This window comes from Fusobacterium sp., assembly GCF_030528405.1.
GTDB lineage: Bacteria > Fusobacteriota > Fusobacteriia > Fusobacteriales > Fusobacteriaceae > Fusobacterium.
On sequence record NZ_JAUMYY010000034.1, the window covers coordinates 1 to 12,245 of the forward strand.

Annotated in this window: 16 protein-coding genes and 2 pseudogenes; 10 read left to right on the top strand and 8 right to left on the bottom strand. The window is 26.5% G+C overall.

The genetic code is table 11. From position 1 onward, the window contains the following. Positions 1–159 precede the first annotated feature (159 nt). The 10 genes from ybaK to rpmF all read left to right on the top strand — a co-directional run bounded on the left by ybaK (position 160) and on the right by rpmF (position 6,242). Positions 160–633, top strand: coding sequence for a Cys-tRNA(Pro) deacylase (gene ybaK / locus Q4A58_RS06235; RefSeq protein WP_303117539.1), 474 nt, complete (start codon positions 160–162; stop codon positions 631–633). 39 nt (positions 634–672) lie between these two features. Further along, the gene (locus tag Q4A58_RS06240) at positions 673–1,617 is read left to right on the top strand and encodes an RluA family pseudouridine synthase (RefSeq protein WP_303117541.1); all 945 of its coding nucleotides are present in this window, start codon (positions 673–675) and stop codon (positions 1,615–1,617) included. Positions 1,618–1,630: 13 nt separating this feature from the next. Further along, entirely contained in the window at positions 1,631–2,242 is a 612-nt protein-coding gene (locus Q4A58_RS06245; protein ID WP_303117543.1) for a ribonuclease HII, read from the top strand. Then, positions 2,239–2,598, top strand: coding sequence for a YraN family protein (locus Q4A58_RS06250; protein WP_303117545.1), 360 nt, complete (start codon positions 2,239–2,241; stop codon positions 2,596–2,598). Before Q4A58_RS06245 ends, Q4A58_RS06250 begins: the two co-directional genes overlap by 4 nt. Continuing rightward, positions 2,582–2,809 (top strand): zinc ribbon domain-containing protein, encoded by a 228-nt coding sequence (locus Q4A58_RS06255; RefSeq protein ID WP_303117547.1) that lies wholly within the window; start codon positions 2,582–2,584, stop codon positions 2,807–2,809. Before Q4A58_RS06250 ends, Q4A58_RS06255 begins: the two co-directional genes overlap by 17 nt. Further along, the gene (locus tag Q4A58_RS06260; RefSeq protein WP_303117549.1) at positions 2,784–3,431 is read left to right on the top strand and encodes a ComF family protein; all 648 of its coding nucleotides are present in this window, start codon (positions 2,784–2,786) and stop codon (positions 3,429–3,431) included. Before Q4A58_RS06255 ends, Q4A58_RS06260 begins: the two co-directional genes overlap by 26 nt. A gap of 9 nt (positions 3,432–3,440) precedes the next feature. Next, positions 3,441–4,046, top strand: coding sequence for a chemotaxis protein (locus Q4A58_RS06265; RefSeq protein ID WP_303117551.1), 606 nt, complete (start codon positions 3,441–3,443; stop codon positions 4,044–4,046). 48 nt (positions 4,047–4,094) lie between these two features. Then, positions 4,095–4,850: a triose-phosphate isomerase gene (tpiA, locus tag Q4A58_RS06270; RefSeq protein ID WP_303117553.1), complete on the top strand. Its 756-nt coding sequence runs from the start codon at positions 4,095–4,097 to the stop codon at positions 4,848–4,850. A gap of 17 nt (positions 4,851–4,867) precedes the next feature. Continuing rightward, positions 4,868–5,962 (top strand): redox-regulated ATPase YchF, encoded by a 1,095-nt coding sequence (gene ychF, locus Q4A58_RS06275; RefSeq protein ID WP_303117555.1) that lies wholly within the window; start codon positions 4,868–4,870, stop codon positions 5,960–5,962. A 100-nt stretch (positions 5,963–6,062) separates the two neighbouring features. Beyond that, positions 6,063–6,242, top strand: a complete 180-nt coding sequence (rpmF, locus tag Q4A58_RS06280; RefSeq protein ID WP_303117557.1) for a 50S ribosomal protein L32 — start codon at positions 6,063–6,065, stop codon at positions 6,240–6,242. Positions 6,243–6,392: 150 nt separating this feature from the next. Here the strand turns inward: rpmF and Q4A58_RS06285 are convergent, their stop codons facing one another. The 8 genes and pseudogenes from Q4A58_RS06285 to Q4A58_RS06310 all read right to left on the bottom strand — a co-directional run. Then, complete coding sequence (locus tag Q4A58_RS06285) at positions 6,393–6,896, bottom strand: GDYXXLXY domain-containing protein (RefSeq protein WP_303117558.1); 504 nt, start codon at positions 6,894–6,896, stop codon at positions 6,393–6,395. Next, complete coding sequence (locus tag Q4A58_RS06290; RefSeq protein ID WP_303117559.1) at positions 6,889–8,841, bottom strand: DUF4401 domain-containing protein; 1,953 nt, start codon at positions 8,839–8,841, stop codon at positions 6,889–6,891. Before Q4A58_RS06290 ends, Q4A58_RS06285 begins: the two co-directional genes overlap by 8 nt. Before the next feature lie 10 nt (positions 8,842–8,851). Next, entirely contained in the window at positions 8,852–9,325 is a 474-nt protein-coding gene (locus tag Q4A58_RS08095; protein ID WP_368501193.1) for an SIS domain-containing protein, read from the bottom strand. Positions 9,326–9,338: 13 nt separating this feature from the next. Then, positions 9,339–9,389 (bottom strand): annotated as a pseudogene (locus Q4A58_RS08100) (hypothetical protein); the annotation flags it as partial. 110 nt (positions 9,390–9,499) lie between these two features. Beyond that, positions 9,500–9,718 (bottom strand): annotated as a pseudogene (locus tag Q4A58_RS08105) (MurR/RpiR family transcriptional regulator); the annotation flags it as partial. Positions 9,719–9,835: 117 nt separating this feature from the next. Next, positions 9,836–10,654, bottom strand: a complete 819-nt coding sequence (locus Q4A58_RS06300; protein WP_303117561.1) for an undecaprenyl-diphosphate phosphatase — start codon at positions 10,652–10,654, stop codon at positions 9,836–9,838. 12 nt (positions 10,655–10,666) lie between these two features. Then, the gene (rfaD, locus tag Q4A58_RS06305) at positions 10,667–11,665 is read right to left on the bottom strand and encodes an ADP-glyceromanno-heptose 6-epimerase (protein ID WP_303117562.1); all 999 of its coding nucleotides are present in this window, start codon (positions 11,663–11,665) and stop codon (positions 10,667–10,669) included. A 12-nt stretch (positions 11,666–11,677) separates the two neighbouring features. Next, on the bottom strand, positions 11,678–12,245 hold a 568-nt coding region (locus Q4A58_RS06310; RefSeq protein WP_303117564.1), incomplete at its 5' end, for a phosphatase.

Sequence of the window (12,245 nt, forward strand, 5' to 3'; positions counted from 1 at the left end):
GGTATTTGCCAAGCAATATATAGAGGAGAGAAGCTAGTGCTTCTCTTTTTTTTTTATTCCTAAGGAAATTATAAAATAAATGGATTTTTTTAATTAAATTATGATAAAATAATGAAATAAAATTATTTTAAATAGATTAAAATAACTAGGAAGAAAAATATGAAAAAAACTAATGCGATAAGAGAACTAGAAAAAAATAAAATAAAACATAAAGTAATAGAATATGAAGTTGATGAAAATAATTTAGATGCACTAAGTGTTGCTATTAAGACAAACGAAGATGTAACAAGAATTTTTAAAACATTGGTGTTATTGAATGAAAAAAAAGAAATGATAATCGCTTGTATTCCAGGAATAGAAAAAATAGATTTAAAAAAACTTGCTAAGCTATCAGAAAGTAAAAAAATTGAAATGTTAGCTATGAAAGATTTATTTTCATATACGGGATATTTAAGAGGCGGTTGTTCCCCTGTAGGGATAAAAAAGAAACATAAAACTTTCATACATGAATCAGTTTATGAGAATAAAAAAATTTTAATAAGTGGTGGGCTCAGAGGTATACAAATTGAGATAGAACCTGAATTGTTAATTAATTATTTACAAATAATTGTTGGAGATATAGTTGAAATATAGAAATAATTTGAAAGATATGATAAAATAAAGAGATAAACTATGAAAAAAATAAAAGAATGTTTTAAATTTGAAGTTGATGGTAAATATAGTGGAGAACGTTTAGATAAATATATAAATTCTCAACTAGATGAATCAACAAGATCGTATATAGAAAAACTTATAGATACTGGTTATGTTTTACTGGATTCTAAAATATGCAAAAAAAATGGTAAAAAATTGAAAACGGGAAATATAGTATTAGTAAATATACCTGAAGAGGAAGATATTGATATAAATCCAGAAAATATACCTTTAAAAATAATTTATGAAGATGAAAATTTTATTTTAATAAATAAAAAATATGATATGGTAGTTCATCCAGCTTATGGAAATTATACAGGAACACTTGTTAATGCTCTTATGTACTATACCCAAAATTTGTCAACTGTTAATGGAAAAATAAGACCAGGAATAATTCATAGATTAGATAAAGATACAAGTGGACTTATAATGGTTGCAAAAAATAATAATTCTCATGCAAAATTAGCTTCGATGTTTGTTAATAAAACAGTGCATAAGACTTATTTATGTATAGTAAAGGGCAATTTTTCTGAAGAGAGAAGAGAAGGAAGAATAGAAAATTTTGTAGGTAGAGATATAAAAGATAGAAAAAAAATGGCTATTGTTGAAAAAAATGGGAAAATAGCAATATCTAATTATAAAGTGATACAACAAGTAGATAAATATTCACTTGTTGAAGTTGAAATAGAAACAGGGAGAACTCATCAAATAAGAATCCATATGAAAAGTATAAATCATCCTATTTTAGGTGATAATATCTATGGAAGTTCTAATGATATGGCAAAAAGACAAATGCTACATGCTTATAAATTAGAATTTAAAAATCCAATAGATGATAAAGACTATGAGTTTACAGCACCATTGTTTGATGATTTTATAGAAATAGCTGAAAAGTTAAAATTTAATGTGTCAATGTATAAATAACAGGAGAAATAATATGAATACTAATCATCTATACTTATTTGATTTAAAATTTAAAGAAGTTATTGGAGTTGATGAAGCTGGAAGAGGGCCTTTAGCTGGCCCAGTTGTAGCAGCTGCAGTGAAAATAAGGGAATATTCACAAACCTTAGATGAAATAAATGATTCTAAAAAATTAACTGAGAAAAAAAGGGAAAAGTTATATAATATTATAAAAGAAAATTTTGAAATAGGAGTGGGTATTGTAAATGCTTCGGAAATAGATGAGATTAATATTTTGAATGCCACATTTTTAGCTATGAAAAAAGCTTTAAAAGAACTAAAAAAAAGACTAGAGAACTATGAAGAGAATATAGTTTTGGTTGATGGAAACTTTACAATAAGAGAATATAAAGGAAATCAACTTTCTGTTATAAAAGGAGATGCAAAAAGTCTTTCAATAGCAGCAGCTTCAATAATAGCAAAGGTAACGAGAGATAGAATTATGAAAGATTTAGATAAAGAGTATCCAGGTTATGATTTTGCTAAGCATAAGGGATATGGTACAAAAAAACATGTGGAGTATATAAAGAAAAATGGTTTTTTAAAAGATGTTCATAGAAAAAGTTTTCTAGGTAAAATATTATGAATAATAGAGAAATAGGAAATATTTATGAAGATAGAAGTTGTCAGATATTAAAAAAAGAAAAATATAGGATTCTTGAAAGAAACTATAGGAATAGATATGGAGAGATAGATATAATAGCAGAGAAAGATTTAGAATTGGTATTCATAGAAGTAAAATATCGTAAAACTAATAAATATGGTTATGGTTATGAAGCAATAAACAAAAGGAAGCTTTCAAGAATTTTTAATATGGCTCAAATTTACTTACAAAATAAAAAATATATTAATTATAAAATTAGAATTGATTGTATGAGTTATTTAGATGAAAACCTAGAATGGATAAAAAATATAGCTTGGGGTGATGAAATTGGATTTTAGATGTCCTAAATGTGGCTGTAGAAACCATGAGGAAAAAAGTATTATACTTCCTGAGAAAAAAAATAAATTTATGAAAGTTGAGTTAAATCTTTACTATGCTAAAACTTGTTTAGAATGTGGTTATACTGAATTTTATCTTGCTAAAATACTTGACGAAGATAAAGAAAAAGGGAAATGCCATGGAAATGTCAAATTGGAAGGAAGTATTTAAAAGTATTTTAAGAGAAATATTTTTTTATAATAAATGTTCCTATTGTTCAAAAGAATTAGATCGTAAAGGCTTTATCTGTAGGAATTGTTTGAATAGATTAGTAGAAATATCTTACCTAAAAAATATAGGGGATTTCTATTATATTTTTTATTATGATGAAGAAATAAGAGAAATAATAGCAGACTATAAATTAAGAAATAGAAAAAATTTAGCTAAAGATTTAGCCTTATTGATAAGAAAAGCAATAGAAAAATTATTACAGGAAGAAAAAATAGATATGATAATTCCTGTTCCTATAAATAAAAAAAGGCTTAAAGAAAGAGGTTTTAATCAGGTGGAGCTTATTTTAGACATACTAAAGATAAAATACTATAGAATTGATAGAATAAGGGATACTAAACATATGTATAAAATGGAAAATTACTCAGAAAGAAGAAAAAATGTAAAAGATGCGTTTCAAGCTAAGTTAAATTTGGCAAATAAAAATATATTGCTGTTTGATGATATTGTTACAAGTGGTGCTACAATAGAGTCTATAAAAAAAGAAATAGAAAAAAATGATGAGAATGTCAATATAAAAGTATTCTCAATAGCTATATCAAGAAGATTTATAGCAAAGTAGGTGAAAAATTTGGAAATATACATAGATAATGAAAAAATAGAATTAGGGAAAAAAAATAGAAAAAATTTTGAAAGAATTATAAAAGTAATAACAAAAAAATTAGAGCAGAATGAAAAAATAATAAGTAACATTTACATAAATGGTGCCCTTTTAGAAGAAAGTACAATAATTAATATAGAAGATTTGAATCTATTGGAGGTAGAAACAAAATCTTATGTGGATTTAGTTATAGAATCTCTTGCATATTGTAGAAGTTATATAGAAGTTTTTTTTGAAATATTATTTTTTATAAATTTAAAATTGGAAAATAGTGAAAAACTTTTAAAAGATGATATAGCTGAACTTCACAGTTTTTTAATCTGGTTTGTAGATTTAATAAATTTAATGGAAGAGACATATGATTTTAATATATATATAAATTTCAAAGAAATTTTAGATTCCTTAGATGAAAATATTAAAATTTTGATAGAAAAGAGAAAAAAGAAAAACTATATAGACTATTTAAACATTTTGGAGCTAAAGATAGCTCCTATACTTGAAGTATTTTATAAGGATATAAATTTCTATTATGATAGAATCATTGAAGAAGAAAAGAAAAAAAGATTTGTATCATAGAAAACAATCGTATAAATAAATTTTATTTGAAATAAATTAGGAGGAAAAATGAGAAAAATTGTTATAGCAGGAAATTGGAAAATGTATAAAACTAACCAAGAAGCAGTACAAGTTTTGAGAGAGTTAAAAGATTTAACCAAGGATATTAAAAATATAGATATAGTTATAGGGGTCCCTTTTACTGCACTTTCAGATGCAGTTAAGGCAGTGGAAGGTTCAAATATAAAAGTTGCAGCCGAGAATGTATATCCAAAAGCAGAAGGTGCATTTACAGGTGAAATATCACCAACTATGTTAAAAGCAATAGGAGTTTCTCATGTTATTTTAGGACATTCTGAGAGAAGAGAGATATTTAAAGAAACAGACGAATTTATTAATGAAAAGGTTAAGGCAGTGTTAGAAAATGGATTGACACCTATATTTTGTATTGGAGAAAAGTTAGAAGAGAGAGAAGCAGGCAAAACTTTTGAAGTAAATTCTAATCAAGTTAAAAAAGGTCTAAAAGGCTTGACAAAAGAAGAAGCTAAAAGAGTCATAGTAGCTTATGAACCAGTTTGGGCAATAGGAACTGGTAAAACAGCAACTCCAGAGATTGCTCAAGAAACTCATAAAGAGATAAGAAAGGTTTTAGTAGATATGTTTGGTCAAGAAATTGCAAATGAGATGACTATTCAATATGGAGGTTCTATGAAACCTGAAAATGCAAAAGAGCTATTAAGCCAAGTTGATATAGATGGAGGGCTTGTTGGAGGAGCATCTCTAAAGGCTGATTCTTTTTTTGAAATTATAAGGGCAGCAAATTAAAAGTTGGAGGAAAATAGATGATAGGTATAGGAATAGTTGGTTTACCTAATGTGGGAAAGTCAACACTTTTTAATGCAATAACTAAAGCTGGGGCGGCAGAGGCAGCAAATTATCCTTTTTGTACAATAGAGCCTAATATAGGAATGGTTACAGTACCTGATGATAGACTTGAAGCTTTAGCAAAGATTATAAATCCTGAAAGAATAGTTCCCGCAACTGTAGAATTTGTTGATATAGCAGGGCTTGTAAAAGGAGCTTCAAAGGGTGAAGGTCTGGGAAATAAATTTTTATCAAATATAAGAGCAACATCTGCTATATGTCAAGTTGTAAGGTGTTTTGAAGATGATAATGTAATTCATGTTGATGGAGGAGTAAATCCTATAAGAGATATAGAGGTTATTAATACGGAGCTCATATTTGCAGATATAGAAACTGTAGATAAGGCAATAGAAAAACATGAAAAATTAGCGAGAAATAAGATAAAGGAATCCATAAATTTAATGGAGGTATTACCAAAGGCAAAAAAACATTTAGAAGAATTTAAATTATTAAAAACTTTAGACTTGAGTGAAGATGAAAAATTAATTTTAAAAAACTATCAATTATTAACTTTAAAACCTATGATATTTGCAGCTAATGTGTCTGAAGATGATTTAGCAAGTGGTAATAACTATGTGGAAGAAGTAAAAAAATATGCTGAGAGCATAGCTTCTGAAGTGGTTATTGTCTCAGCTAAAGTTGAAGCTGAATTGCAAGAGATGGATAATGACAGTAGAATAGAATTTCTGGCAGCATTGGGAGTAAAAGAAGCAGGATTAAATAGACTTATAAGAGCAGGTTTTAAGCTTCTAGGTCTACAAACTTATTTTACAGCAGGAATAAAAGAAGTTAGGGCATGGACAATAAAAATAGGAGATACAGCTCCAAGAGCAGCTGGAGAAATTCACACAGATTTTGAAAAGGGATTTATAAGAGCAAAAGTAGTATCTTATGAGCAGTTTATAAAAAATTCTGGTTGGAAAGGTTCTCAAGAGACAGGAGTTTTAAGATTGGAAGGAAAAGAATATGTAGTACAAGATGGAGATTTAATGGAGTTTTTATTTAATGTCTAATCTATAAAATTGTTTATGTCATAAAAACTTACTTGACATAAAGAGGAAAATCTTGTAAAATTATACGGTATAGATAAAGAAATGAGAAGGAGGGGGAAAAATGGCAGTACCTAAGAAAAAGACTTCAAAAGCCAAAAAGAATATGAGAAGATCTCATCATGCTTTAACAGCAATTGGTTTAGCAACTTGTGAAAAATGTGGAGCACCAAAAAGACAACATAGAGTTTGTTTAGAGTGTGGGGATTATAAGGGTAATCAAGTATTGGTTGCAGCAGAATAATTTTAAGGATGAAGTAAATAAAATAAATTAAATTCTAGTGATCTTAAATATTACTAGAATTTTTTTATTGTTTGTAATAATATAATGTAAAAAATAGATATGGCTACAACAGTTTGAAATTAAAACTTGCAGTAGCCATATATTTTAATGTTATTTTTTAACAGGTAATTCATCCACCAGATTTATAAGTCTTAAAGTATTCTTTATGAGAACAACTTTTGAATATCTAGCATTTTCATAGAGATGAGCATCTCCTTCTTGGAAGAAAAAGCTATCAGCATTTATTTTTATGTCATAGCTATTTGATTTAAATTCAATAAATAGTAAATTTTTATCATCAGTTGGTTTTTTTACAACATCCTTAAAAATAGCTACATTATTTTTATCAAGGCTAACAGCAATATAGCCTCTTTTTATGGCTTTATTTTCCTCTTCTTGGAGCACACGAATTTTATCCCATGCATCGTTTACTATACTATAATTTAAAATCATATAATCACCTTGCATAAGTGAACGAGGGTCTACAGGTGCAAGTTCTAAATAAAAACCTTCTCTTTTTTTATAGGATTCTTCTTTGAAAACAGATAGAAAAGTTAAGAGAAAAACGAAAACAAAATTTAATGCTATTAAGATCTGTTTAATTTTCTTATTCATTTGTTTCTCCCTCCTTTATAAAAAATTTTATTGTCAAATATGCAAGTAGAAGTGCAAGACCCATAGAAAGCATATAGTAAGATTTATGCAATAAACTAATACCATGTAATTGATAATAATAGTTGAATATTTGACAGCAAAGGCTTATATTAAGGAAATATATTGTAAATTTATTACCTCTATAAAAATAGAGTAAAATTAGTAAAATTGTAAAATTTATACCTACTATATTCCAAGAAAAACATAAAATTATGATAATCAGTGCAATAAGTATAATTAATTTTTTCATTGTATTTTTATTTCCAAGAGTTTTATTATTTAAAGATATACTTTGACTATCATTAGTCAATTCTTTATTTCTAAACCATAGGTAAATAATATATATAGAACTTATTATGATTACAGCAGCTCTAATTTTTACGATATATATATAGCTATTTAAAATAATATTTTTTCCATCATTATACATTACATAAATAATATCATGTTCTAAGATATAATAAGTCATAAAAAATAGTAAAAAACTCATATTATTACCATAAAAAACTCTATTAAGTCTATCTTTATATTTAGAAGATTCAATTTTTTCTGAAAAAATTGGTTGTAGAGATAAAATCAAAATAGCTATTACTGAAAGCAGATTAATATTTATATAAAAGTCATTAAAAAGAAGATTAAATTCATCAATCAATATTAAGACAAAAATATAATGAAAAGGAGCAAATAATAAATCCATAACTCGATTTTTTCTAATGAAATAAAAAGTATCAAAGATTATAATAGCAAAAAGAGCCAGATGAGCAAGCTTTATATGATTTTCAAAAATTATACTTAAAAAATTAATTAGAGAACTAAGACCAATTAAAAAGGAAATTAAATCCAAATTGTCCTCTTTATATTTCAAAATTTTAGGTAAATAACAAGAGAAAGCAATGATCAATATTCCTAAAAATAAAAAACTATATTCAGAAGAATTATTTAGACTTACTATTGCAAATAAAAGCCCTAAACCTGAAATAAAGACAGAGAACTTTAAAAAGCTGGCTAAGCCTCCAAATAATTTCGTGATAAATTTACTTTCAATAGTAGGAAAACTTTTTATAAGTGCAGCAAATGTAGTTATGAAAATAATTAAGCTGATAAGGAAAAAAACTGTTAAATATTCTGTTAAATTAAAAGAAGCATAAAACATAATTTTTTCAACAAAAAATCCCCAGATAATTAATCCAATTGTAACAATTGTAAATGGCAAAATTACAGGTTTCTTATATTTTTTTGAAGCAACAAAAAATATTAGTACTGTTATCAATGGGTAGAAAAATACTAAAAAACTATCTAAAAATGTTGTTGTGTTTTCATAATAAAAAAATTTAGTATTATGAGATATCAGAAAAATACCAGCTATATTGAAAAGTATATAAAATATAACAACTAAGCAGTTGTAAAAAAGATTGTTAAATCTAAACTTAAATTTTTCGATAATAATAGGATAAATTGATATCACAGTAGCTGGAATAAATGTAGCTATAAAAAAAGAATAAGTATCATTATAATACAAGCCTAGTCCAAAAAATGTCATAAGAAATGTGACAATTATGAGTAACATAAAAATAGAGTAAGACATAGAAAAAATAGTTGGAACAATTAAAAAAATTGCCCAATTTCTAAAAAGTATCCATGTATCAGCTCCAGTTTGATATATTTGCCCAAATACGGCAAAAAGAGTACCTATCATAAAACAGCTAAATAAAAGTGCTAATTTTTTATAAGTTTCTTTTTTTAAAAAATAATATAAAATAAGTCCTAATATAATTAATAAAAAGGGGATGGAAAGTTTTTGGAAATTATTCATTTCCTTCCAGTTGTATGCAGTAAAAGAAGTTATTCCTGCAATAAAAAATACAACAGAAAAATTTAAGAAAAGATTTTTAATTTTTGCAATCATTTTAACTCCTTTATTTTTTTATTTTGTGTTCTTTAACAAGCTCTATAGCATTTTTTATATAGTTTTCCATATCTTTATTTTTAATTACTAAACTCACATAGATACTATCAATAATAGTAAATTGTGAAATTCTAGGAGATAGGGAGCTTCCACGATAATGTTCGCCTAGATCAACAGTATTTAGTTTTACATCAGCTAAATCCCTTATAAGATTTGGAGCAAGAGTAGTAAGGGAAATTATAGGAATATTTCTAGCTTTAGCTTCTTTAACTAAGCTATAGACCTCCTTTGTTTGTCCACTATAAGAAATAGCAAAAACTATGTCTTTTTTTGTAAATGTTGTAAGATAACTAAGTTGCATATGTTGATCAGTTTCAAAAATAACATTTTTTCCAATTTCTGTAAGTTTAAAAGAAAAGTCTTTAGCAACAATACCAGAAAAACCAACACCAATAATCATTATTTTTTTAGCTTTTTCAATCATATTTATAGCTTTTTCAATCTCTTTTGTATCTAAGATGGATATAGTATTTTGAACTGCATTTATATTTTTTGCAGCAATCTTTTTACAAATAGTAGAAAAACTATCTTTAGAGTCTATTTCATCATCTAAAACTGAGATTTCATTCTCCAGATTAATTTTACCTAAATCTTGGACAAGAGATATTTTAAAATTCGGGAATCCAGAAAAGCCAAGTTTTTTTGAAAATCTAACAATGGATGCTTGACTGACATCACAATTTTGAGCTATTTCATAGGTATTTAGATTTTTTAACTCATTAATATTATTGAGAATATAATTAGCTATTTTTTTTTCTATGTTTGTCATTTCTTTTTTTAAAATTTTTATTTTTAATAATGTACTCACAATATTCACCTTTCTAAATAAAATTTTATATATTATACTATATAAAAGCTAATAAAAAAAAGTAAAATTAATTTTTATTTCATAAAATATAAAAAAAGAATGAAATTTTATCCATTCTTTTTTTAATCAAAGTAAAATTATGACTAATATTAAGATCCCTAAAATAATTCTATAGACTCCAAAGAAAATAAAATCTCTCTTTTTTATATATGACATAAGCCACTTTATAACTATATAGGCAACTATAAATGAGAGAAAAGTTCCAAGTCCAAGATAAAAGAATTCCTGAATTGAAAATTTCAAACCACTTTTAATAAGTTTTAAAAGAGTTGCGCCAAGCATAGTAGGAATTGCTAGGTAAAAAGAAAATTCTGCTGCCAGTGGGCGAGAGAGTCCTAAAAGTAAGGCTCCAATTATTGTAGCTCCAGATCTTGAGGTTCCTGGTATCATAGCAAGACATTGAAAGAAACCTATATAAAAAGCTGTACGGTATTTTAATTTTGTAAAAGTGTTAATAGAAGCTACTTTTTTCTCAGTTTTATTTTTTTTTTCAACTGCAATTAAAATTAAACCATAAAATATTAAAGTAATTGCTATAACTAAAACATTATCTAAAAAATATCTATCTATAATATCATCAAATATTAAACCAATTATTGCTGCTGGAATAGCTCCAACTAAAATTTTAAGCCACAATCTAAATTTAAAAACAAAGTCTTCTTTTGTCTTTACAAAGGGACTAATATCTTCCCAAAAGTATATAACAACAGCGAATATAGCACCTAATTGAACTATAATAAGGAAATTGTTCATAAAAATTTTTGAAAAGATATCCCCACCTATAAATTTCTCGACAAGTATCATATGTCCTGTGCTACTTATAGGTAAAAATTCAGTTATTCCTTCAACAATAGAAAGAATTATAATGAGTAAAAGAGGTGACATCTAAGGAACCTCCTATAAATAAGAATCATCTTGAGAAAGATAATTTTCAACATAGTCTTTAATACCATCTTCTAGAGATGTCATTTCTTTTGTGTAGCCAATTGCTCTCAGTTTATTTATTTTAGCTTCGGTAAAATATTGATATCTACCTTTTAAATCCTCAGGCATAGGAATAAACTCAACAACTTTAGTCATTTCAAGTTGAGAATCTTTAGAAGCGGCCCTCATAGTTGCCATAGAGAGATCCAAGAAAGATCTGCATTTTCCAGTTCCTATGTTAAAGATTCCAGAATTTACATTTTCAGTTAGCATAAAATAAATAATATCAACAACATCTTTAACATATACAAAATCTCGAAGTTGCTCTCCATCTTTAAAACCTTCTTTGTAGGATTTAAAAAGTTTGACATAGCCATTTTCTTTATATTGATTGAAAGTATGAAATATCATTGAAGCCATTCTACCTTTATGGTATTCTTGAGGACCATAGACATTAAAAAATTTTAAACCATTCCATTGTTTTGGAGCTTTTTCTTGTTTAAAAACCCAGTCATCAAAAACTTTTTTTGAATAACCATATTTATTTAAAGGCTTAAGTTTTTGAAGTTCTTTTGGACTGATATCATCATCATATCCTCGCTCTCCCATACCATAAGTAGCAGCAGAAGAAGCGTAAATAAATTTCAAATTCCTCTTAACACAAAAATCCCACAAAAATTTAGAATAACTATAATTATTATCCATTAAGTAGTCTGCGTCAGTTTCAGTTGTTGTAGAACAAGCTCCCATATGGACAACAGCACTTATTTTATTTGCATTTTCCTCATAACTCAACCATTCTTTTAAGTTATCCCTATCAACCCAATCTGCATATTCCCTTTTTCTTATATTTAACCACTTATCTTCATTTCGTAATTTATCCACAACAAGTATATCTTTATGTCCTATTTCATTTAGCTTCCAAATGAAAGCACTTCCAATCATTCCTGCCCCACCAGTTACAATTATCATAAAACCCTCCTATTAGCCTTTGTTTTCTTCTATAAAGTTTTTAATTTTTTTAAATTGTTCATAGCTTAGTCCTTCTTGTCCAAGTTTCAAATTAATTCTATTACTTCCATGAAAATCAGAACCACCAGTTATAATTAAATCAAATTTTTTTGCCCAAGCTTTGAATTTATTTTTTTCATCTTTTGTTAAGTTAGGATAATTAACTTCCAAACCATTTAATCCTAAAGCCTTTAATTTTTTTATTAAATCTAAAATAAAGTTTTCATCTTTAGAAATTAGTTTCGGATGTGCAAGAGAAGAAAAAGCTTTATTTTCTTTTAAATATTCAACAATAAGCTCAGGTGGACAATTGAGTCTAGGTTCATATGCAAGTCCAGTTTTTCCTAAGAAGATTTTAAAGGCCTCGTCTATACTTTGACAATAATTTTTTCTTATAAGTGCATTTGCAAAATGAACTCTACCTAAAAGTTTTCCACCAGCCTCTCTTTTAACATCATCAATATCTATAATTATACCATTTTTGTTTAGTTTCTCAATAATTTTTTGATTTCGGTTTCTTCTACTTTCTAAAAGAGCTTCT

Coding starts and splice junctions, on each gene's coding strand:
- Q4A58_RS06285 (WP_303117558.1), bottom strand. CDS start 6,896: ATGAATAAGAAAATTAAACAGATCTTAATAGCATTAAATTTTGTTTTC.
- ybaK (WP_303117539.1), top strand. CDS start 160: ATGAAAAAAACTAATGCGATAAGAGAACTAGAAAAAAATAAAATAAAA.
- Q4A58_RS06290 (WP_303117559.1), bottom strand. CDS start 8,841: ATGATTGCAAAAATTAAAAATCTTTTCTTAAATTTTTCTGTTGTATTT.
- rfaD (WP_303117562.1), bottom strand. CDS start 11,665: ATGATAATTGTAACTGGTGGGGCAGGAATGATTGGAAGTGCTTTCATT.
- Q4A58_RS06300 (WP_303117561.1), bottom strand. CDS start 10,654: ATGTCACCTCTTTTACTCATTATAATTCTTTCTATTGTTGAAGGAATA.
- Q4A58_RS08095 (WP_368501193.1), bottom strand. CDS start 9,325: ATGATTGAAAAAGCTAAAAAAATAATGATTATTGGTGTTGGTTTTTCT.
- Q4A58_RS06240 (WP_303117541.1), top strand. CDS start 673: ATGAAAAAAATAAAAGAATGTTTTAAATTTGAAGTTGATGGTAAATAT.
- tpiA (WP_303117553.1), top strand. CDS start 4,095: ATGAGAAAAATTGTTATAGCAGGAAATTGGAAAATGTATAAAACTAAC.
- Q4A58_RS06245 (WP_303117543.1), top strand. CDS start 1,631: ATGAATACTAATCATCTATACTTATTTGATTTAAAATTTAAAGAAGTT.
- Q4A58_RS06260 (WP_303117549.1), top strand. CDS start 2,784: ATGTCAAATTGGAAGGAAGTATTTAAAAGTATTTTAAGAGAAATATTT.
- ychF (WP_303117555.1), top strand. CDS start 4,868: ATGATAGGTATAGGAATAGTTGGTTTACCTAATGTGGGAAAGTCAACA.
- rpmF (WP_303117557.1), top strand. CDS start 6,063: ATGGCAGTACCTAAGAAAAAGACTTCAAAAGCCAAAAAGAATATGAGA.
- Q4A58_RS06255 (WP_303117547.1), top strand. CDS start 2,582: ATGAAATTGGATTTTAGATGTCCTAAATGTGGCTGTAGAAACCATGAG.
- Q4A58_RS06250 (WP_303117545.1), top strand. CDS start 2,239: ATGAATAATAGAGAAATAGGAAATATTTATGAAGATAGAAGTTGTCAG.